This is a genomic window from Bacillus sp. LSHTCR4 (genome assembly GCF_057197025.1).
On sequence record NZ_JBXUNO010000005.1, the window covers coordinates 182,927 to 206,025 of the forward strand.

General features: G+C 37.7%; 20 protein-coding genes, 1 rRNA gene and 1 riboswitch. Of the genes, 3 read left to right on the top strand and 18 right to left on the bottom strand.

What is annotated here, in order from left to right; genetic code table 11:
* Positions 1–27 precede the first annotated feature (27 nt).
* The 5 genes from AC2CGR_RS24735 to pcrB all read right to left on the bottom strand — a co-directional run bounded on the left by AC2CGR_RS24735 (position 28) and on the right by pcrB (position 7,065).
* Positions 28–798 (bottom strand): TSUP family transporter, encoded by a 771-nt coding sequence (locus AC2CGR_RS24735; protein WP_087964337.1) that lies wholly within the window; start codon positions 796–798, stop codon positions 28–30.
* Between the two features lie 95 nt (positions 799–893).
* Positions 894–2,078 carry a CamS family sex pheromone protein gene (locus AC2CGR_RS24740; protein WP_087964338.1) on the bottom strand — a complete coding sequence of 395 codons (1,185 nt, stop codon included), beginning with the start codon at positions 2,076–2,078 and terminating at the stop codon, positions 894–896.
* 16 nt (positions 2,079–2,094) lie between these two features.
* A complete protein-coding gene (ligA, locus tag AC2CGR_RS24745) occupies positions 2,095–4,104 on the bottom strand; it encodes an NAD-dependent DNA ligase LigA (RefSeq protein WP_087964339.1) in 2,010 nt (669 codons plus the stop codon).
* Positions 4,105–4,119: 15 nt separating this feature from the next.
* A complete protein-coding gene (gene pcrA / locus AC2CGR_RS24750; RefSeq protein WP_002026868.1) occupies positions 4,120–6,363 on the bottom strand; it encodes a DNA helicase PcrA in 2,244 nt (747 codons plus the stop codon).
* A gap of 12 nt (positions 6,364–6,375) precedes the next feature.
* Positions 6,376–7,065 carry a heptaprenylglyceryl phosphate synthase gene (gene pcrB, locus AC2CGR_RS24755; protein ID WP_484481315.1) on the bottom strand — a complete coding sequence of 230 codons (690 nt, stop codon included), beginning with the start codon at positions 7,063–7,065 and terminating at the stop codon, positions 6,376–6,378.
* A gap of 339 nt (positions 7,066–7,404) precedes the next feature.
* On the opposite strand from pcrB, the gene AC2CGR_RS24760 reads away from it, so the two are divergent.
* The 3 genes from AC2CGR_RS24760 to AC2CGR_RS24770 all read left to right on the top strand — a co-directional run bounded on the left by AC2CGR_RS24760 (position 7,405) and on the right by AC2CGR_RS24770 (position 9,018).
* A complete protein-coding gene (locus AC2CGR_RS24760) occupies positions 7,405–7,782 on the top strand; it encodes a YgaP family membrane protein (RefSeq protein WP_000812350.1) in 378 nt (125 codons plus the stop codon).
* Between the two features lie 209 nt (positions 7,783–7,991).
* Complete coding sequence (locus tag AC2CGR_RS24765; RefSeq protein WP_484481316.1) at positions 7,992–8,837, top strand: SPFH domain-containing protein; 846 nt, start codon at positions 7,992–7,994, stop codon at positions 8,835–8,837.
* Between the two features lie 16 nt (positions 8,838–8,853).
* Positions 8,854–9,018, top strand: a complete 165-nt coding sequence (locus AC2CGR_RS24770) for a type II toxin-antitoxin system antitoxin (protein ID WP_001085171.1) — start codon at positions 8,854–8,856, stop codon at positions 9,016–9,018.
* A 37-nt stretch (positions 9,019–9,055) separates the two neighbouring features.
* On the opposite strand, the gene purD is transcribed toward AC2CGR_RS24770, so the two are convergent.
* The 13 genes from purD to rrf form a co-directional block, all read right to left on the bottom strand.
* Positions 9,056–10,327, bottom strand: coding sequence for a phosphoribosylamine--glycine ligase (gene purD, locus AC2CGR_RS24775; RefSeq protein WP_484481317.1), 1,272 nt, complete (start codon positions 10,325–10,327; stop codon positions 9,056–9,058).
* 266 nt (positions 10,328–10,593) lie between these two features.
* Positions 10,594–12,129, bottom strand: coding sequence for a bifunctional phosphoribosylaminoimidazolecarboxamide formyltransferase/IMP cyclohydrolase (purH, locus tag AC2CGR_RS24780; protein WP_484481318.1), 1,536 nt, complete (start codon positions 12,127–12,129; stop codon positions 10,594–10,596).
* 24 nt (positions 12,130–12,153) lie between these two features.
* A complete protein-coding gene (gene purN, locus AC2CGR_RS24785; RefSeq protein WP_087964344.1) occupies positions 12,154–12,741 on the bottom strand; it encodes a phosphoribosylglycinamide formyltransferase in 588 nt (195 codons plus the stop codon).
* On the bottom strand, positions 12,738–13,778 hold the full coding sequence (gene purM / locus AC2CGR_RS24790; RefSeq protein WP_087964345.1) for a phosphoribosylformylglycinamidine cyclo-ligase: 1,041 nt from the start codon (positions 13,776–13,778) through the stop codon (positions 12,738–12,740). The genes purN and purM overlap by 4 nt, the downstream gene beginning before the upstream one ends.
* A 102-nt stretch (positions 13,779–13,880) precedes the next feature.
* Positions 13,881–15,296 (bottom strand): amidophosphoribosyltransferase, encoded by a 1,416-nt coding sequence (gene purF / locus AC2CGR_RS24795; RefSeq protein ID WP_000879025.1) that lies wholly within the window; start codon positions 15,294–15,296, stop codon positions 13,881–13,883.
* Entirely contained in the window at positions 15,281–17,500 is a 2,220-nt protein-coding gene (gene purL / locus AC2CGR_RS24800; RefSeq protein WP_484481319.1) for a phosphoribosylformylglycinamidine synthase II, read from the bottom strand. The genes purF and purL overlap by 16 nt, the downstream gene beginning before the upstream one ends.
* A complete protein-coding gene (purQ, locus tag AC2CGR_RS24805) occupies positions 17,484–18,167 on the bottom strand; it encodes a phosphoribosylformylglycinamidine synthase subunit PurQ (RefSeq protein WP_000666779.1) in 684 nt (227 codons plus the stop codon). Before purQ ends, purL begins: the two co-directional genes overlap by 17 nt.
* Positions 18,164–18,418, bottom strand: coding sequence for a phosphoribosylformylglycinamidine synthase subunit PurS (purS, locus tag AC2CGR_RS24810; RefSeq protein WP_000278820.1), 255 nt, complete (start codon positions 18,416–18,418; stop codon positions 18,164–18,166). The genes purQ and purS overlap by 4 nt, the downstream gene beginning before the upstream one ends.
* Positions 18,411–19,130 carry a phosphoribosylaminoimidazolesuccinocarboxamide synthase gene (gene purC / locus AC2CGR_RS24815; protein ID WP_001170542.1) on the bottom strand — a complete coding sequence of 240 codons (720 nt, stop codon included), beginning with the start codon at positions 19,128–19,130 and terminating at the stop codon, positions 18,411–18,413. Before purC ends, purS begins: the two co-directional genes overlap by 8 nt.
* Positions 19,131–19,218: 88 nt before the next feature.
* Positions 19,219–20,526: an adenylosuccinate lyase gene (gene purB / locus AC2CGR_RS24820; RefSeq protein ID WP_087964348.1), complete on the bottom strand. Its 1,308-nt coding sequence runs from the start codon at positions 20,524–20,526 to the stop codon at positions 19,219–19,221.
* Entirely contained in the window at positions 20,523–21,674 is a 1,152-nt protein-coding gene (gene purK / locus AC2CGR_RS24825; RefSeq protein WP_087964349.1) for a 5-(carboxyamino)imidazole ribonucleotide synthase, read from the bottom strand. Before purK ends, purB begins: the two co-directional genes overlap by 4 nt.
* A complete protein-coding gene (gene purE / locus AC2CGR_RS24830; RefSeq protein ID WP_000839367.1) occupies positions 21,671–22,156 on the bottom strand; it encodes a 5-(carboxyamino)imidazole ribonucleotide mutase in 486 nt (161 codons plus the stop codon). Before purE ends, purK begins: the two co-directional genes overlap by 4 nt.
* A 110-nt stretch (positions 22,157–22,266) precedes the next feature.
* Positions 22,267–22,368, bottom strand: a riboswitch (purine riboswitch).
* 497 nt (positions 22,369–22,865) lie between these two features.
* Positions 22,866–22,981 (bottom strand): 5S ribosomal RNA (gene rrf / locus AC2CGR_RS24835).
* Positions 22,982–23,099 lie beyond the last annotated feature (118 nt).

The following is a 23,099-nucleotide window of genomic DNA, read 5'->3' on the forward strand; positions in this document are numbered from 1 at the left end:
AAAACAGAGTTATACAAATGTATAACTCTACAAAATATGAGTATATTCCAAAATGTTTTTGCTAATCAATAAAATAGTTACTAACAAAAATAAAGTTCTTACATATCCAACACCTTTTTGAACTGCAAACTTCGATCCAAAATAAGCGCCCAAAATCATTGATAATCCCATAATAATACCGTATTCAAAATGAATTACGTCTAAAAATAAAAAAGTGATTAACGATACGATATTACTAACAAAGTTCAAAAGTTTTCCAGATGCAGCCGCTTGAATAAAATCCAAACCAATTAATAAAAATGCAAAAATTAAAAAGGATCCTGTCCCCGGTCCAAAAAATCCATCGTAAAACCCTATCATTAAAATAACAAAGAAAAATATTAATGTTTTTCTTTTCGTCATCTTCTTATAGGTAGACACACTTCCCCAATCCTTTTTCGCAATAATATAAATGGCAATAAACACCAACATCACAAGCACTAACGGACGTAAAATATCCGGAGGAATAAACTTTACTACTAAAGCACCTGCGACTGCTCCTATAACAGTTAACGGGATTAACTTTCCTACAATTTTAAAATTGACCTTTCCCGATCGAATAAAGTAAATCGCACTTGTAAACGTCCCCATCGTTGCAGCTAATTTATTCGTTGCAATTGCCGAAGCTGGTGGTAAACCAACAAACATAAGTGCCGGAAGCGAAATTAATCCTCCACCACCAACAACTGAATCAATAAAAGCTGCTAAAAAACCGAATGCAATTAATAAAATAATGACTTGAAAACTTAATTCGTCCATGCGCTTTACCCCTTACCCCATTTTTTATAACATTTTAAATTATAACAAAATTCTTCAAGAAAAAAAGCCGCTCCATAAAGGAACGGCCCTTCTATTTAATCTAAAATTTTCACAAACGGTTCATCTTGCTTCGCTTCACGTATAATAATCGATTCTGGTCGTTCTACAGATTTAATCGTTACTTGTACTTTCATATAATTCGGGAAGTATTCCATAACAAGCCCGGCTACATATTGTGTAAAGCCAATTATTTCTGCTTTACCATTAAACTGGACAGGAATATCAAGCTTTATTTCTCTTAATTCATCGTCTCTATACATACCAGTACCGATAACAGCTGTATAGTCACCTTGGAAATAATCGCTTAATTTTGCCTTGAAGTTTGATACTCTCGCCAAGTCTTCACGTTTATTATCTGTTTTCGCTTGTTCAGATGGGAACAAATAATATTTCTCATTAATTTGTTTCCAATCCTCAACCGTTTCGCTGCCTTTTTCGACATTCGCATAAGAAACAAAGTTACCTGGTACGAGCGAAGACTTCGGAGCCTGACGATAAATTGCAAATGTTATCGGAAGATTTTTTGTTTCGGGATTTTGTTGATGCATAACTTTCAAGATTTCTTGCGCCATTTTTTTCCCTTCAGCTAACATTTTTTCATTCGAAATTGCAACCTCACGCGGATACCCATGCTCTTCCTCGTAATAATGAACCGAATTCATCGCTAAACCGACTACAATGCCACTCCGCTCATCTTTGTTCACATAATAATCATGCTCTAAAATATTTGAAATATATATTGGATTTTTTTTATTTTTCACTTCTAATGATTCAGATCCTGTACCTAACGCCGGATTCAACCCTATATTTGGGAATTTAACCGCATCTTTTTTTAATGTATCTTCTAGTTCCTTTTGTTCTGCATCTGTACGTTTTCTTTTAACAAGCATCTGTATATACTGAGTATTTAGGAACTTTCCGCCTTTTAAAACATTATCTTTCGTACTAAATGACTCTTTCGCAATACGCATTAATCCTGTTTCAAATTCATCTATATCAAGACGATTACTTACTCCTTGCACAACTAAGCCACGTGCGTTTCCTCCATCAAATGGAATAGTCGTCTTATAATATTCATCCGAAATAGAGTAATTCGGGACGATTGCTTGCTCTTTTGCTTTCCCCGATTTCTCAACCACTTTTTCATCTTTATCGGCACCTGCACTACACCCACTTACAAGTAGGCCAAGGCTTAATACCGCTAATGCTATTTTTTTCATGGTAAGTTTGCACCTCTTACTTATTTAGCTCTTGTAAGAACCTCTCTTCATTCCAAACCTCAACATTATGTTTCTCCGCTTGTGCTAATTTCGAACCTGCCGCTTCACCTGCAACAACTAAATCCGTACTTTTACTAACACTTCCTGTTACTTTTCCACCTAATGCCTCAATCTTCTTCTTCGCTTCACTACGTCCCATAACTTCTAACTTCCCTGTTAAAACGACAGTTTTTCCTGCGAAGTACGACTCAACATTTTGTAAATCAGCAATTTTTATACCTTTGTATGCCATATTCACGCCATACTCTTTAAATTGTTGTAATAATTCTAATACATCTTCATTATCAAAATACGTCACGACGGACTGAGCCATTTTTTCACCAATCTCGTTAATTGCTTTTAGTTCTTCTTCCGTCGCTTTCACAAGTGCATCCATCGTTTCGAAATGCTCTGCAAATGTACGTGCTGCTTTCGCTCCGACATGACGAATACCAAGACCGAATAATAATCGCTCTAATGAGTTTTCTTTAGAATTCTCAATTGCTTGGACTAAATTCGTTGCTGATTTTTCTCCAAATCGTTCTAGCTGTAATAATTGCTCTTTCGTCAACGAATATAAATCAGCAAATGTACGAATATAATCTGCATCAAAGAGTTGTGTAATGACACGTTCTCCAAGTCCATCAATATTCATTGCATTTCTTGAAACGAAATGAATTAAGCCTTCTCGAATTTGGGCAGGACAAGTTGGATTTATACAACGAAGTGCTACCTCTTCTTCTAAACGAACTAGTTCACTCTCACATGCTGGGCAATGCGTTGGCATATGATATTCTTCTTCCTCACCAGTACGCTTATCGAAAATAACATTCACAACTTCAGGAATAATATCTCCAGCCTTCTTCACAACAACGTAGTCACCAATTCGAATATCTTTTTCACGAATTAAATCTTCGTTATGTAAAGAAGCACGACGAACGATAGTACCAGCCACTCGCACTGGCTCTAGCTCTGCAGTCGGTGTTACAACCCCTGTACGACCAACACTTAATTCAATGCCTGTTAATCTTGTTACAACTTCTTCCGCTGGGAATTTATAAGCAATCGCCCATCTTGGACTCTTTGCTGTAGTTCCTAGACTTTCTTGAAGAGCAACATCATCTACTTTTATAACGATCCCATCAATCTCATAATCAAGATGCGGACGTTTTTCTTGCCATTCTTCTACATATGCTATAACTTCTTCAATTGTTTCACATGTACGACGATTTGGATTCGTTTTGAATCCAAGTTCACCTAAGAAATCAAGCGATTCACTATGTGATGGGATTGTTTTTTCTTCTACATTCGCAAGACCGTATACAAACATAGATAAGTTACGCTTCGCTGCAATTTTCGGATCAAGTTGGCGGATTGAACCTGCTGCCGCATTACGCGGATTCGCAAATACATCTTCACCATTTTGCTCTTTTTCTTCATTTAACTTAACGAATGAACGCTTCGGCATATAAGCTTCGCCTCTTGCTTCTAACGTTACTTCTTCATTTAAACGAAGCGGGATTGCTTTAATCGTTTTTAAATTTTGGGTAATATCTTCACCTGTTACACCATCACCACGTGTTGCCCCTTGAATGAAGCGTCCTTTTTCATAATGAAGTGAAACAGCAAGTCCGTCAATTTTTAATTCGCATATATATCTTACATTCGCATCATTAATTCCTTGACGTACTCGTCGGTCAAAATCACGTAAATCTCCTTCGTTAAATGCATTTCCTAAACTTAACATCGGTGACTTATGTGTTACTTTTTCAAATATATCAAGAACCGTTCCTCCAACTCGAATAGAGGGAGAGTCTTCACTCATAAACTCTGGATTCTCTGCTTCTAATTTTATAAGCTCCTGCATATTACGGTCATACTCCGCATCAGAAACAGAAGGATTGTCTAATACGTGATATTGATAGTTAAATGTATTTAACAAATCACGTAGTTCTTCTATACGTTTTTTTGCTATCTCTTTTGACATATCCTCATTCCTTTCCTATTGTTTCGTCACAGGTGCAAATTTTGCTAACAAACGTTTAACACCAATTGGGCTTGGGAACGCAATATCTAATTCTTTTGCATCACCTTCACCTTTTACACTTACAACTGTACCGACTCCCCATTTTTGGTGGGAAGCTTTATCGCCTACTGCCCAGCCGATTTGTTCGCCGCCTGTCGTCTTAGCTGCAGGACGCGCGAAAGCTGAGCGAGAACGTGTTGTAGTTGTCGTTTTACTGCTACTTGCCGTTCTTCCTTTTGCACCAAACGAAGTTTCACGCTTCGGCGCTGTTTCATTTAATGATTCCACTAGTTCTGTCGGGATTTCTGTAATAAATCGAGATGCGGCATTCATACTTGTTCTACCAAATAAAGTACGCATTTGTGCATTAGATAAATACAACTCTTCTTCTGCACGAGTAATACCTACATAAGCAAGACGACGCTCTTCTTGCATTTCATCTTCTTCCATTAGAGAACGAGTATGCGGGAATATTCCTTCCTCTAGACCAACAATAAAGACAACTGGGAATTCTAATCCTTTCGCTGAGTGCATCGTCATTAAAATAACTTCCTCACCAGCAGTTGGGTCTTCATCTACACGATCAATATCTGCAACAAGTGCTAAGTCTGTTAAGAATGCAACAAGACTCTTATCTTCGCTTTGAGATTCAAATGTTTGCGTAACAGATAAAAACTCATCTAAGTTCTCTAGACGACCTTCTGCTTCTAACGTACGCTCATTTTTCAACATATCGCGATAGCCTGTTTTCTCAATAACTTCTTCTACCAATTCTGTAACAGATAAATACTCTTGCATATTTACCCAGTTGTGTAATAAACCTGCGAATTCCTTTACTGCCTTTGTAACCTTTGCACTTACTCCAACATGCTCAATCTCATCGAATACAGCTGTTAATGAAATTCCATTTTGTACACCGTAATTAATAATTTTGTCGATAGAAGTCGCACCAATTCCACGCTTTGGCACGTTAATAATACGTGCGAAACTAATCTCATCATCTGGATTCCCAATTAAGCGTAAATACGCCAAAATGTCTTTAATCTCTTTACGGTCGTAGAACTTCGTACCGCCGACAATTTTGTAAGGAATATTAGATTTCAGGAAAATCTCCTCGACCATACGAGACTGCGCATTTGTACGATATAACACTGCAAAATCAGTATATTTTCGTTTTCCCATTTGAATATCATCGCGAATTTTTTTCGCCACAAAGTACGCTTCGTCCTTTTCCGTTGCAGCACGATAATACGAAATTTTGTTTCCAACTTCATTATCTGTCCATAATTTCTTCGGTTTACGATTCGTATTTCTTTCAATAACAGCATTCGCTGCATTTAAAATATTTTGTGACGAACGATAATTTTGTTCTAACAGAATAACTTGCGCGTTCTCATAGTCTTTTTCGAATGACAAAATGTTAGAAATGTCCGCACCACGCCAGCGATAAATTGACTGATCTGAGTCACCTACAACACATAAATTTTTGAAACGTGCTGCTAAATGTTTAACAAGAAGGTACTGCGCTTTGTTCGTATCTTGATACTCATCCACGTGAATATACTGGAATTTACGCTGATAAAACTCTAGTACTTCTGGAACACGTTCAAATAGTTGAATCGTCGTCATAATTAAATCATCAAAGTCTAGTGAGTTATTTTTCAAAAGACGTTTTTGATATTCTGTATATACATCGCTCGTTAATTTTTCATATGGATCAGCAATTGTAATTTTCTTTGCATATTTATCCGCAGATAACAATTCATTTTTCGCATTACTAATACCAGCTAAAATAGAGCGCGGTTCAAATTTCTTCGGATCAATATTGCGCTCTTTCATAATTTTTTTGACTACAGTTAACTGATCACCTGAATCTAAAATTGTAAAGTTACGATTAATACCAATGCGATCGATATCACGTCGTAAAATACGTACACACATAGAGTGGAACGTAGAAATCCAAATATCTTCTGCTTCTGGTCCGACAAGTGTATCAATACGCTCGCGCATTTCACGAGCCGCTTTATTTGTAAAGGTAATAGCTAGTACATTCCATGGTGCTACTCCTTTTTCACCAAGTAAATACGCAATACGATGTGTTAACACACGTGTTTTACCACTGCCTGCGCCTGCCATTAATAGTAGTGGTCCGTTCGTTGTTTGCACTGCTTTTTGTTGCTGTGGATTTAAACCATTTAATAACCTATCTGTCATACTCATATACGCCTGCACCTACTCTCCTTTTACTGCTTTAACCGTTTTTAACGCTGCTCTTATATCATCATAAATAATATTTCCAACAACTACTGTATCAGCATGCTGCGCCATTTCCTTCGCTTGTTCAGCATTAGAAATACCACCGCCATAATATAACTTAGCTTGTTTCAATTCTGCTTTTACATTTTTAACAAGTTCAACATCTCCATACGTACCGCTATATTCTAAATAAAATATCGGTAAACGTAATAACTTGTCTGCTAAACGCGCGTATGCAATCACATCATCTCCTGTTACATCACACTTTGCATCTGTAAGCTGGGCTACCTTCGCTTCAGGATTTAAAACACAATACCCTTCCATGAAAATTTCGTCCCAATCCATAATATCCCCAAATTCTTTCAAAGCCTCATGATGAACGCCTGTTACCCATTCTACCTTTTGGCTATTTAAAACGCTTGGGATATAATAAAAATCGAATCCTGGTGTAATTGCTTCTACATCAGAAACCTCTAACACACAAGGAACTGCATATCTACGAATGCTAACTAGCATGTGTAGTACATTATCAATTGTCACTCCATCACTTCCGCCTACAATAACAGCATCTGTTCCAGACTCACAAATCATTTCTAAATGTTCGTCACTTAACTCCTTATTCGGATCAAGCTTAAATACATGTTTCCACCCGGAAATATCGTACATGAAAACACCCTTTCTTTTCTCAAGTTATATATATATTTCTGTTCAAAATAACAGTTGATTTTCATTAGGATTTTTTTAAGTTCAACTTAAATACTTGTTTAAAGCGGAGAATTAAGTTTGGAATCCCCTCTTCCATATTTTTCAAACGAGAGGATTTAATTTTGAACTTCCTTTTATGCATTCTTTCATTATAACAAAAAAAGCTACTTACACACACGCACAATCCAACATCTTTTTCCACGTCAAATGTTGGATTACATATCCCCAAAATCAAACGGGATACTAATAAGAGAAATAGTATTATCTATTTCAACTTTCATAAAAAGGAGTGTTTTTCTAATGAAGCAAAATATCGGTACAATAAATGCCCTAATTCGAATTACACTCGGACTTGTCCTCTTCGGTTGTAGTGCAACGAAACTCGTACGCAAACCTTGGTGCACTTGGTCTAACATTTTGCTATGGATTGGTGCAATGAAAGTTGCAGAGGGAATTGTTCGTTTCTGCCCTGTTGTTGAAATGTGGAAATTCGGAAAATACATGAATATGGGGGCATTTAAAATGCCTAGCATGAATTTTGCTGAGAAGGGACATACTAAAGAAGAAGTGAATCAAACTTCCAATCACGACAAACCACAGTCAAACGGAAGTTATGACGCTTCTGACAAAGAGATTGAGTCAGCGATTGAAGATATAATCCTGGCAAAACCGCTTTGAATCATTTGTCACGATGCAAGATGCTCTCAAAGGGACTTAGCTGCTGCAGTGGGCGGTTAAGTCTTCTTTATTTTACCATAAAACAGAACATACATTCTTACTTTAGACATTAAAATATACATAATCAATAAAATTCAGAAAATTAGGTGTAAACCCCTTGCTTATAATGATATAAAAGTGATATCATTTTTATATCAGGAGGCGATCATATGAAAGAAAAACAAGTTTTTTATGTAAATGGTTTTCTCGGTATTATCGGGATTTTAATTTTAGCCATTATCGGTGTATTTTTCCTCGTGCAAGAAATTATTATAGGAGCAGCATTAACTATTATTTTAGCCGCAGTTCTTGCTACAGGTATTGGTATTGTTCAACCAAACCAAGCAAAAGTCATTACGTTTTTCGGTAATTATTTAGGAACAATTCATCAAAACGGTTTATTTTTAACAATTCCGTTCGCGTTCCGTCAAACTGTATCGTTGCGTGTTGAAAACTTTAATAGTAAGAAATTAAAAGTAAATGATGTCGACGGAAACCCAATTGAAATTGCAGCTGTTATCGTATATAAAGTTGTTGATTCTGCAAAAGCAATGTTCGGCGTTGAACATTATGATCGATTTGTAGAAATTCAAAGCGAAACGGCAATCCGCCACGTTGCAACAAAATATCCTTATGACAATTTCCAAGATGAAACTTGCGTTACATTACGTGGAAATACTGAAGAAATCTCTGAAGAATTAAAACGTGAGTTAGAAGCACGCCTTGAAATCGCTGGCGTAGAAGTATTAGAAACTCGTTTAACACATTTAGCTTACGCAACAGAAATTGCCCATGCAATGCTACAACGTCAACAAGCAAAAGCAGTATTAGCTGCTAGAAAAGAGATTGTTGAAGGTGCTGTGAAGATGGCAAAAGATTCAATCCATATGTTAGATGAGGAAGGCGTACTGGAACTTGATGACGAGCGTAAAGCGAATATGGTGAACAACTTATTAGTTGCCATCGTTTCAGATAAAGGTGCACAACCAGTTATTAATACAGGAAGCCTATACTAAAAGGTTGTAAATCATTATGGCTAAAAAGAAAAGCTTTCCATTACGTATTGATCCTGAATTACATGCAGTCATCGAAAAATGGGCGAATGATGAGTTTCGTAGCGTCAATGCACACATCGAGTATTTACTTCGAGAAATGGCAAAGCAAAAAGGAAAATTAAAAAAAGATAAAGATGCATAAAAAATCCCGCTGATTTCTCAGTGGGATTTTTCACATATTAATTTCTCGTCATCTCATGCCCAATTGCACGATATCCTATATCACTTCGATAAAATAGACCATCACTCTCAATTTTACCGATTTCTTTATATACTTTATCTTTTGCTTCTTGTAAACTATTTGCCTTACAAGCAACAAATAATACACGGCCACCGTTCGTTACAAAGTCCCCATGTTTCATTGCTGTACCTGCATGGAAAACAATCACATCTTGCAATGTATCTAACCCGTTAATAATGTCACCTTTTTTATATGCTTCTGGGTATCCTTTCGAAGCAAGTACAACACCAATAACTGCTTCTTCTGACCATTTTAACATTAACTCACTCTCATCTAATACAGCGTTACATACATCAACTAAATCATTTTCTAAGCGTGGTAATACAACTTCCGTTTCAGGATCACCAAAGCGAGCATTAAACTCAATTACCTTTGGACCATCATTTGTTAAAATAAGTCCCGCGTATAAAATACCTGTAAACGAACGGTTTTCTGCAATCATCGCCTTAGCAGTTGGATGTAGTACCGTTTTTATCGCCTCTTGAACTGCTGATTCCGGAATTTGTGGTACTGGAGAATACGCACCCATCCCGCCTGTATTTGGACCTTTATCACCATCAAAAGCTCGTTTATGATCTTGCGCAATTACCATGGGATGTACAGTTGTTCCATTCACAAATGCCATTAATGAAAATTCTTGTCCATCTAAAAACTCTTCAATAACAACCTTCTTACTTGCTTCGCCGAACTTTACATCTTGCAGCATTTCTTTCGCAGCTTGTAATGCCTCTTCCAGCGTCATCGCTACTGTTACACCTTTACCAGCAGCTAGGCCATCCGCTTTAATAACGATTGGTGCGCCAACTTTTTGAATGTACTGTACTGCTTCTTCATAATCTGTAAAAGTTTCATATGCCGCAGTTGGAATATTATACTTTTTCATAAGCTCTTTTGTAAAAGCTTTACTACCTTCAATAACAGCAGCCGCTTTATTCGGACCAAATACGCGAAGTCCCTCTTCTTTAAAACGATCAACGATTCCATTCATAAGTGGAATTTCTGGTCCAACGAAAGTTAATTCTACATGGTTCTCTTTAGCAAATAAAACTAATGCATCAAAATCATTTTCATCAATATCAACTGGCGTTGCAACATCTCGCATACCTTCATTACCTGGTGCTACATATACCTTTTCTACTTTTTCAGATTGTGCAAACTTCCAAGCTAAAGCATGCTCACGCCCACCGCGGCCAATTACTAAAACATTCATATTTCATCCCCCAATACTTAAATAAGTACAAACTAGAAGCTATGCTCCTAGTTTGCTTTTTCATATCAATAAAAGGTTATCTCGACCGGACTTTTTAAACATCCATATCAATCAAAGTTTAAAAAGGAGGATTAAGAGAACCGAGCAGGTCGAGGCGCATTTGCCAGGAGGACACGGAGTGTAGTTTTCCTACATGAGTACCGCACTGGCATTGCAACGACGACATGCGACAGTTATCTTGACCGGACTTTTTAAAACATCCTCTATTAGTGTTTGAAATGACGTACGCCAGTGAACACCATAGCAATCCCATACGTATCCGCCACTTTAATAGAATCTTCATCACGGATTGATCCGCCCGGTTGAATGATTGCTGTAATTCCTGCTTTTGCTGCTTCTTCTAATGTATCTGGCATTGGGAAGAAAGCATCAGATGCAAGCGCGCTACCTTGTGCTTTTTCACCAGCCTGTGTAATTGCAATTTTTGCAGAACCTACACGGTTCATCTGTCCCGCACCGACACCAATTGTCATATCATCTTTCGCTAAAACAATTGCATTTGATTTCACATGTTTTACAACTTTCCAAGCTAGTTTTAAATCTTTCCATTCTTGCTCTGAAGGTTCACGTTTCGTTGGAATTGAAATTGTACTTTCATCTAATGATAACGTATCTTCCTCTTGAACGAGAAGGCCACCTTGTACAGAAGTTAGTTTTTTGCTCGCACTTGTCGCTTTTTCAATATTTATAGTTAATAAACGTAAGTTCTTCTTACTTTGCAATACTTCTAAAGCTTCTTTTGAGAAAGAAGGTGCAATAATAATTTCTAAGAAGATTTCATGTAACTTTTCTGCTGTAGCTTTATCAATTTCACGATTTGCTGCAATAATACCACCGAAGATTGATACTGGATCCGCTTCATAAGCACGAGTATATGCTTCATGAATATCAGTTCCTACTCCAACACCACATGGATTCATATGTTTTACTGCTACTACTGCTGGTTCTGTAAATTCTTTTACGATGCTAAGTGCTGCATCTGCATCATTAATATTGTTATATGATAATTCTTTACCGTGTAATTGTTCTGCGTATGCAACAGAAGAAGTTGCTGCGAATGGCGCTTTATAGAAAGTTGCCTTTTGATGTGGGTTCTCGCCATAACGTAAGTCTTGCTTTTTCTCAAATGTCACAGTTAATGTTTCTGGGCTTTCTTCACCCATTTGCTCTGTTAAGTAGTTAGAGATTAACGCATCATATGCTGCTGTATGGCGGAATACTTTCGCTGCTAATTTACGTTTCGTTTCTTCTTTTACTTCACCGTTCTCTTTCAGTTCTGCTAATACAACATCGTAATCTACTGGATCTACAATTACCGATACAAATTTGTGATTTTTCGCAGCGGAGCGAATCATTGTTGGGCCACCAATATCAATGTTTTCAATTGCATCAGCAAATGTTACATCAGGCTTAGCGATTGTTTCTTTAAATGGATATAAGTTAACAACAACAAAGTCAATTGGCTCCATACCTAATTCATTCATTTGTGCTACATGCGTTTCATTATCGCGAACTGCTAATAGACCACCATGAATGTTTGGATGTAATGTTTTTACGCGGCCATCCATAATTTCTGGGAACCCAGTTACTTCAGAAATACCAATTACTTGTAAGCCGTTTTCTTCTAGTAACTTTTTCGTACCACCTGTTGAAATAACTTCAATCCCTTGTTCTAGTAACCCTTTAACAAATTCTACTACTCCTGTTTTATCTGAAACACTTACTAATGCACGCTTTTTCATTTATCCTTCACCCCTGGTTGTATGTTAGTTAACAGTTGATTCTTTCACAGACTGAACAATTTGATTCACTGTATTTACGTATAATTTATGTTCCACTTGTTGAATTTTCTTTTGTAAGCTTTCTCTCGTATCCCCTTCAGCAACAACCACTGCTTCTTGTGCAATAATTGGCCCTGTATCCATACCTGCATCTACATAATGAATTGTTACTCCAGTTACTTTCACACCTGCTTCTAACGCTTGACCGACAGCATCTTTCCCTGGAAAACTCGGTAATAGTGATGGATGAATATTAATAATCCTTCCGCCATAAGCTTCTAGTAAAGTTGGTCCAATTAAACGCATATATCCAGCTAAAATAACATAATCAATTTCATATTCTTCTAGCTTCTTTAATATTTCTTTTTCAAATGCTTCTTTTGACTCATATGCTTTCGCTGAAAAAGCGAAACATGGAATATGATGATAATGTGCTCGTCCAACAGCGCGTGCTTCTGGTTTATCACATACTAATAAACTAATCTCTGCTTTTAATCTTTTTTCTTCTACCGCATTGATGAGAGATTGAAAGTTAGATCCGCTTCCAGAAGCAAAAACTGCTAATCTACTCATAGTGCTTTGCCCCCATTAAAGGTAACGCCAGCCCCTTGTACAGTACGTCCAATAATACGAGCTGTTTCTCCTTGCTCTTCAAGAAGACGGACGATATCTTTTGCATCTTCTTCCTTCACCGCTACTACCATACCAATACCCATGTTAAAAATATTGAACATTTCTTTCTCTTCTAGCTTTCCAACTTCTTGAAGTAAACTGAAGATCGGCTGAATTTCCCAAGATCCTAATTCAATTTCTGCACCGATCCCTTCTGGTAACATACGTGGAATATTTTCAATAAATCCGCCACCTGTAATATGCGCCATACCGTATACTTCATATTTCTTCAATAGTTCTAAAATAGGTTTGACATAAATTTTCGTTGGTTTTAATAATTCTTCACCAAGAGGTAGCTCTAAGCGTCCGTAAATGCGCTCTAAAGATAGTTCTCCATCTTCTAGTAATACTTTTCGTACTAAAGAATAACCGTTACTATGAATACCGCTAGATGCTAAGCCAATTAGCACGTGACCAGCTTCAATTTTTTCACCTGTTACAATTTTCTTTTTATCAACGATCCCAACTGTAAAACCAGCTAAATCGTATTCTTCTGTAGAATACATTCCTGGCATTTCAGCTGTTTCTCCACCAATTAAAGCACAACCTGCTTGGCGACAGCCCTCTGATATACCCTTGACGATGTTTTCAATTTTACTAGGTTCAGCTTTACCACAAGCAATATAATCAAGGAAGAAAAGCGGCTCTGCTCCTTGGACAACAATATCATTTACACACATTGCTACTGCATCAATACCAATTGTGTCATGTTTATCTGCCATAAAAGCGAGCATCAATTTCGTTCCCACGCCATCTGTTCCAGATACTAATACAGGTTCTTCTAATGCAAATTTTGATAGATCAAACATACCTCCAAAACCGCCTAAACCGCCTAGTACTTCTTTTCTCATTGTTGTTTGTACGTGTTTTTTCATGCGAGATACCGCTTCATATCCAGCTTCAATATCTACTCCTGCTTGCTTATATGCATTCGCCATCGTTATCTACACCTCGTCTTTTAATTTCTCCCTATCCTGTGCGGGCCGTTTTAAGAAAGAAGCTAGCTTCTACATCAAAAAGAAGTAGAAGCTTTTTTCTTCTTATTTCATACTTTCTAAAAGCTCTTGCTCATAATCATAAAGAGCTGTTGGATAATCTCCATTGAAGTACGCCATACATAGACCGCCATATTTCCCTTCATATGGACGTCCAATTGCATCTACTAATCCATCTTCACTTAAAAATGTTAAAGAATCTGCTCCGATCATTTCACGGATTTCTTCCACTGTATGATTTGCTGCAATTAATTCTTTTCTTGTTTGAATATCAATGCCATAGAAACATGGATATTTCAGAGGTGGTGAAGCAATTCTTACGTGAACTTCTGTCGCTCCAGCCTCACGAAGCATACGAACAATTCGTTTACTTGTCGTTCCTCTTACGATAGAGTCATCAATCATAACAACTCGTTTCCCTTCAACTACACCTCTTACTGCGGAAAGCTTCATCTTAACCCCTTGCTCGCGCAGTTCTTGAGAAGGTTGGATAAACGTACGTCCAACGTAACGATTTTTAATTAATCCTAACTCATATGGAATACCTGTCGCCTCCGCATAGCCAATCGCAGCCGAAATACTAGAGTCTGGTACACCAGTAACAACATCTGCTTCAATAGGAGCTTCTGCCGCTAAACGTTTCCCCATATTCTTACGTGCCGCATGAACGTTAACGCCTGCAATATTAGAATCTGGTCGTGCAAAGTAAATGTATTCCATACTACAAATTGCATGTTCTACATCGTTTGTGAAACGATCTACGTGAATTCCTTCATCATTAATGATAAGTAATTCACCCGGTTCTACATCACGAATGTATGTTGCACCTACTACATCAAAAGCACATGTTTCAGATGCTACAACGTAAGCATCCCCCATCTTTCCAATTGAAAGCGGACGGAACCCATTCGGATCTAACGCAACGATCATTTCATTTCCAGTTAGTAAAAGATACGCAAACGCACCTTTCACTTTATTTAAAGCCTCTTTTACACTTTCAATTAACGAATCTTTCGTACTACGTTTAATAAGATGTAAAAGTACTTCTGTATCTGAACTTGTTTGAAAAATGCTACCCTCTGCTTCTAATTCACGACGAAGCATTTTTGCGTTAATTAAATTTCCGTTGTGAGCTAACGCCATACTATGATCGGAAAAACGGAACAACAATGGTTGAACGTTAGCAACTTCACTTCCACCAGCTGTTGCATATCGTACATGTCCGATTGCTGATTTTCCATTTAATCCTTCTAGCTCACCTCTTGAAAACACTTCTGATATTAAACCTAACCCCTTGTGACCGACGATTTTTTCCCCATTATTTACGACAATGCCTGCGCCTTCTTGCCCACGGTGCTGTAAACTGTGCAATCCGTAGTATGAAACTTGTGCTGCATTTTCATGCCCCCAAATTCCGAAAACGCCACATTCTTCGTTTAACCCCTTTATTTCAGCAAGCATGGGATTGCCCCTTTCCAAGCCTTTCTCATTTCATCTACATTTGCTGTAAGTAATACTTCATTTTCTTCATTATGAATTGTTACTTCATTTGTACTTGTTACTTCTCCAACTTGGATTGCTTCTACTGCTTTCTCAAACGCCTCTTTATTTTCACGTTTTACAGTTATCACGAAGCGAGACTGTGATTCAGCGAATAACGCTGCTGTTGCTTCTCCATCTAATTTCACAGTAGCACCTAAGCCTTTAGCACCAATCGCACTTTCTGAAATCGCAACTGCTAAACCACCTTCAGCAACATCATGTGCAGATTGAACAAGACCAGCTTGAATTGCTTCTAATACTTGTTTTTGACGTTTTAATTCTACATCTAAATCGATACTTGGTGATTGACCGAAAATTTTGCCGTGAATCATTTTCTGTAATTCACTTCCGCCAAACTCAGCTTTCGTCTCACCAATTACATACACTAAATCACCAGCTTGCTTAAACTCTTGTGTTGTTACATGTTTTAAGTCATGTACAAGTCCGACCATCCCAACAGTTGGTGTTGGATATACAGCTTCACCACTACGCTCGTTATACATCGATACGTTTCCGCCGATAACTGGTGTTTGTAGTGTGCGACAAGCTTCACTCATACCGTCTACTGATTTCTCAATCTGCCAGAAGATTTCTGGTTTTTCTGGGTTACCGAAGTTTAAGCAATCTGTAATTGCAAGTGGCTCCCCGCCAGAACATACGATATTACGCGCTGCCTCTGCTACTGCAATTTTACCGCCCACTTCTGGATCTAAATAAATGTAGCGAGAGTTACAATCTGTCGTCATTGCTAATCCTTTTTCTGTACCGCGTACACGTACAACTGCAGCATCTGAACCTGGCGTAACAACTGTGCTTGTGCGAACTTGGTAATCGTATTGATCGTATACCCACTCTTTACTTGCAATTGTTGGTTGCTGTAATAAAGCGAATAACGTTTCTTTATAGTTTTCTACTTTCGGCGTTTCCATTTTCATTTCTTGGAACTCAGCAAAATATGCTGCTTCTTTTGATGGTTTATGGTAAATTGGTGCTTCTTCTGCAAGAGCATCTGCTGGTACTTCAGCTACCATTTCACCTTTATGGAATAAACGAAGCATTTTGTCTTCCGTTACTTTCCCCATCGTAACGGCTGCAAGACCATACTTCTCAAATAAATCTACTATCTCTTGTTCCCTACCTTTTTTCACAACAATTAACATACGCTCTTGTGATTCAGATAACATCATTTCATATGGTGTCATTCCTGTTTCACGCTGTGGTACATCATCTAAGTACATTTCAATACCCATGCCTGCTTTACTTGCCATTTCTGCAGAAGATGATGTTAAACCAGCTGCACCCATATCTTGAATTCCAACAAGTGCATCCGATTGAATAAGTTCTAAGCAAGCTTCAATAAGAAGTTTCTCCATAAATGGATCTCCTACTTGAACTGCTGGACGCTTCGCTTCTGAGCTTTCAGATAACTCTTCAGATGCGAATGTTGCACCGTGGATACCATCACGACCAGTTGATGCTCCTACGTACATTACTGTATTTCCAGCACCGTGCGCTTGCCCTTTTTTAATGTCCTCGTGGTTAATTAAGCCTACGCACATTGCATTTACAAGTGGATTTCCTTCATAACATGGATCAAATTGTACTTCGCCGCCAACAGTCGGAATACCGATGCAGTTACCGTATCCTGCAATCCCTGCTACTACTTCTTCAAATAAATATTTCACACGTGGTGATTGTAATTCACCAAATCGAAGTGAGTTTAATAGAGCTACAGGACGTGCTCCCATAGAGAATACGTCACGAATAATACCACCAACTCCTGTTGCTGCTCCTTGATATGGTTCAATAGCAGAAGGATGGTTATGACTTTCCATTTTAAATACAACCGCTTGATTATCACCGATATCTACAATTCCAGCACCTTCCCCAGGTCCTTGCAGAACACGCTCACCTGTTGTTGGGAATTTTCGAAGCACTGGTTTTGAATTTTTATAACTACAATGTTCAGACCACATAACAGAGAATAATCCTGTTTCTGTATAATTTGGCAGACGGCCTAAAATCTTTTCAACCATGGCAAACTCTTCGTCTGTTAGCCCCATTTCCGCATATATGCGCTCTTCTTTAATTTGTGTTGGATTTGGTTCAAGCATTAACGACATATGTTTCCCTCCACTGTTTTAAGATAGATTGAAAGACCTTTAACCCTTCAGCACCGCCAAGTAATTCATCTACAGCACGCTCTGGGTGTGGCATCATACCAAGTACATTTCCTTTTTCGTTTACAATACCAGCAATATCTGAAACGCTTCCGTTCGGGTTTTCTACGTAACGGAATGCGATTTGATTATTCTCTTCTAATTGCTTAAGAGTCTCTTCATCACAATAGTAATTCCCCTCACCATGTGCAATTGGAATATTGATTACTTCATCTTTTTCATATTGTGATGTAAACATCGTTTCATTATTTTCAACACGTAACTGAACTGTTCGACACATAAATTTTAAGTTTTCGTTTCTCATTAATGCTCCTGGTAATAATCCTGATTCAACAAGAATCTGGAATCCATTACATACACCTAAAATTGGCTTTCCTTGCTCAGCAGCTTTCTGTACTGCTTTCATTGCATTCGCAAAGCGAGAAATAGCACCGCAACGTAAGTAGTCACCGTAAGAGAATCCACCTGGTAGTAGAATTGCATCATATTCATCTAAATTCTCTGTATCGTGCCAAACGTAATCTACTTCTTCGCCAAGCTCATCTTTAATTGCATGGAACATATCAACATCACAGTTCGAACCTGGAAATACTATTACGGCAAATTTCACTGTGCGACAACCTCCTCAACTTCATAACGGAAGTCTTCCATTACAACGTTCGCTAATAGTTTTTCACACATTTCCTTTACCTTTGCGTCAAGGTCAGATACTGATTTATCAATTGTTAATTCCATGTACTTTCCAATTCGAACATCTTGTACTTCTGTGAATGAAAGACTATGAAGTGCTCCTTTTACTGCTGTTCCTTGTGGATCTAATACGCTTTCTCTTAATGTTACATATACCTTAACTTTATACATGTGAAATTCCCCCTAAACGTTTTAAAATCTCTTCATAAGCATCTGTTAAATTTCCAAGATCACGACGGAATACGTCTTTATCAAACTTTTCATTGCTCGTTTCATCCCATAAACGGCAAGTATCTGGTGAAATTTCATCTGCTAAAATGATTTCTCCTTCATCCGTTACACCAAACTCTAATTTGAAATCTACTAATCTTACACGACAGCTTGCGAAATGATCAATCAACACTTGATTGATTTGTAGAGCCATATCTCGTAATACGCTTACTTGCTCTGGCGACGCAACGTTTAATACACGAATATGATCTTCCGTTACAAGCGGATCTCCTAAATCATCATCTTTGAAGTAAAATTCTACGATTGGTTCTGCAAGTACAGTTCCCTCTTCCATTCCTAATCGTTTTGAAAGACTTCCTGCAATTACATTTCTTGTGACAACTTCTAAAGGAATAATACTCACTTTTTTAACAAGTTGCTCTGTCTCAGATAACTTCTCAACGAAATGTGTTTTAATTCCCACTTCTTGTAACTTTCTGAACAATAAAGTTGTAATCTCATTGTTCAAACGACCTTTTCCTGTAATCGTCTCTTTTTTCTCCCCATTGAAAGCAGTCGCACTATCTTTGTACTCTACCCAAACCATATCTGCTGATTCTGTACGATAAATTCTTTTTGCCTTACCTTCATACAGCAATTCTAGCTTTTGCATTTCGCAAGCCCCCTGTAGTTTGAAAAATGTGAATAATGTTTTTATAAAGAATGGCACAGAATGACTCTATTCTGTGCCATATGAAATTTTACGCTTCGTTTAATCCTAGGCGTTCAAAGATTGTATCAACGTGTTGCATATGATGCTCATAGTTGAAGCATTCATTAATTTCTTCTTGTGTTAACTTACTCGTAATACGCTCATCAGCTTCTACAAGCTCTTTAAATTGTACTTGTGTTTCCCAAGCTTCCATCGCTTTAGGTTGTACGATATCGTAAGCTTCTTCACGCACCATACCTTTATCGATTAATGTAAGCATTACGCGCTGAGAATAAATTAAGCCGTATGTTCTTGTCATATTGCGTTTCATATTCTCTGGGTATACAGTTAAGTTTTTAACGATATTACCAAAGCGATTTAGCATGTAATTTAACGCGATTGTAGCATCTGGTAAAATTACGCGTTCTGCTGAAGAATGAGAAATATCACGCTCATGCCATAATGGAACATTCTCATAAGCTGTCATCATATAACCGCGGATAACACGAGCTAAACCAGTCATATTTTCAGATCCAATTGGATTACGCTTATGCGGCATTGCAGAAGAACCTTTTTGACCTTTTGCGAAAGCTTCTTCAACTTCACGTGTTTCACTCTTTTGTAAACCACGGATCTCAACTGCCATCTTTTCGATAGATGTTGCGATTAATGCAAGTGTTGACATGTAATGAGCATGACGATCACGTTGCAATGTTTGTGTTGAAATTGGTGCTGCTTCTAATCCTAAGTTTTCACAAACGTACTTTTCTACGAATGGATCGATATTTGCATATGTACCAACCGCACCAGATAATTTACCAACGCGAACTGTATCAGCAGCTTGTTTGAAACGCTCTACGTTACGTTTCATTTCTTCATACCAAAGACCAAGTTTTAAACCAAATGTTGTTGGTTCTGCATGAACACCGTGTGTTCTTCCCATCATGATCGTATATTTATGCTCTTTCGCTTTGTTAGCTAAAATGCTTACAAAGTTTTCTAAGTCTTTTAATATGATTTCATTCGCTTGTTTTAAGATGTAAGATAGTGCTGTATCTACTACGTCTGTAGATGTTAAACCGTAATGAACCCATTTACGTTCCTCACCTAATGCTGGTGTTTCTGATACAGCACGAGTGAATGCAACTACGTCATGACGTGTCTCTTTTTCAATTTCATAAATACGATCAATATCAAATGATGCATGTTCACGAATTTTCTTAACATCTTCTTTTGGAATATCGCCAAGCTCAGCCCATGCTTCACAAGCTAAAATCTCAACTTCTAACCACGCTTTAAATTTGTTTTCTTCCGTCCAAATCGCACCCATTTCTGGGCGTGTATAACGATTAATCATCTTTTTCCCTCCAACAGTTGTTCTTGATGGTCCCAAATATGCAAACTCTTCGCTTTTTCTAGAGCGACTTCAATATTATCATTTAAAATATTAACATGCCCCATTTTTCGCTGCGCTTTTGCTTCTTCTTTTCCATACAAGTGTAAATAGCACCCGGTTAATCTATTCACTTGTCTTAGGACCCCTTCTATATGTTCGCCTAAAATGTTTACCATGACAACTGGTTTTAACAAATTTGTTTCTCCAAGAGGTAAATTACAGATTGCTCGAATATGTTGACCGAATTGACTCGTTTCACATGCATCCTGTGTATAGTGTCCTGAATTGTGAGGTCTTGGCGCCAATTCATTAATGTAAATCTCACCATCAGCTGTAGCAAACATCTCTACCGCTAGTGTTCCCACAAGTTCTAGTTCATCCGCGAGCACCCTTGCATAAGCGATTGCTTTTTGAGAAAGTTCTTCTGTAATGCGAGCTGGAACGATGGATTCATGCAAAATGTTATTTACATGAATATTTTCCGCTACCGGAAATACTTTTGTTTCACCACTTACACTACGAATTACGATAACTGATACTTCTTTTTCAAAAGGCACCCATTTCTCTAAAATACACTCTGCTGCATTCGCAAGCTTTCGCGCTTCCTCAATGTCAGCTTCACTTCTTAAAACAACTTGCCCTTTCCCATCATATCCACCTGTCGTTGTTTTTAAGACGGAAGGATATGATAACTCAGTGATTGCTTCAGTAAGCTGCTCTTGAGTTTGAACCAATCTATATGTCGCTACTGGTAATCCCGCTTTTTCAATTGCATTCTTTTCAGTAAAACGGTTTTGCGTTTTACTTAACAAATGACTGCCTTGCGGTAAGTAAGCATGCTTTTCAAGCCATTGTAAACATCTATAATCAATATTCTCAAATTCATATGTGACAACATCACTAATCTCTGCTAAATGCTGAATTGCTTTTAAATCGTCATATGATGCAACAATTTCAATATCAGCAACTTGTGCACATGGTGAGTTTTTTGTAGGATCTAAAACAGCAATTTTATATCCCATTTCCTTAGCTGCCAATGCCATCATTCTTCCTAGCTGGCCGCCTCCAATAATGCCGATTGTTTTTCCGGGTAAAATGATTCTCGTCATACTAGCTCACTACCTTCGCGCACATCTTTTTCAATTGCTTCTCTTCTCAATTCTAATGCATCATGTATGTCATCATGGAATGATCCAAGTATTTGTGCAGCAAGTAAACCAGCATTTGTTGAACCAGCCTTACCAATTGCAACAGTTGCAACTGGAACCCCTCCTGGCATTTGGACGATGGACAATAATGAATCTAAGCCGTTTAACGCTTTTGATTGAACTGGAACTCCGATTACAGGAAGATTCGTCTTCGCTGCAACCATTCCTGGTAAATGCGCTGCTCCACCAGCTCCAGCAATAATAACTTTCAATCCACGTTCACGAGCCGTCTCTGCATATTCAAACATATAATCCGGAGTCCGATGAGCGGATACAACTTTTTTCTCATACGGTATATTTAATTCATCTAAAATGTCACAAGCATATTTCATTGTTTCCCAGTCTGACGTGCTTCCCATTATGACTCCAACTAGTGATTTCATATTAGAATCCCCCCGATTCAAATAAAAAAAGCCTGAAATAGAACAGTTTCTCTTTTACTATGAGAGAAAGCGCTCTACTCAGGCATACGTATCCCTTGTGAATAGAAAAATACCGAGTGACTTTCCCTCATAGTCTAACGAATAACGGTCGTTAGGTAGAGACTTGCAGGCCATATCCCCGCGATTATATGAGGTCTTATATATTATTCTTTCTATGGCTATATTAACAATATTTTATAAACAATGTCAACAAATAATCGAATGTTTTTTTATTACTCACCAATAACGTTCGTGTTTTAGTTATATTCAAAAGAATAATTGTAACTATATGCAAGAAGGATAAGCAATTAGAATATATATTTCTAGAGATCTATCATATACATAACGGTTTGTATGCTCACTCGGAATGCTTTATATTCATTTTATTTATAAGGCGGGCAATAACGAAAAAAGAAATATACTCTTTTCAAATTTATTCCTTTTTATCACAGTCATTGCTGTAATGATTGAATGCTTATTTATATCATTCCTCTTTTTTTACTCTCATTATTTTAAATATATACTTGTAGTGGAAATAAAGTTTCCTATCAAAGGGATTATTTTAGAAGCACTCGGAAAAACTGGAAAACAAAATTTCCCCTCTGTAAGATGACTAAAGGTAAATAAAAATAAACACAAAAAAACCTAAGTCGAAACGACTTAGGTTTTTGCTTGGCGACGTCCTACTCTCACAGGGACAAGGTCCCAACTACCATCGGCGCTAGAGAGCTTAACTTCCGTGTTCGGTATGGGAACGGGTGTGACCTCTCTGCCATCATCACCAAACTATGAAGGCATATTCCTTCAAAACTAGATAACATTTGCTACATATTATATGGTTAAGTCCTCGATCTATTAGTATTCGTCAGCTCCACATGTCACCATGCTTCCACCTCGAACCTAT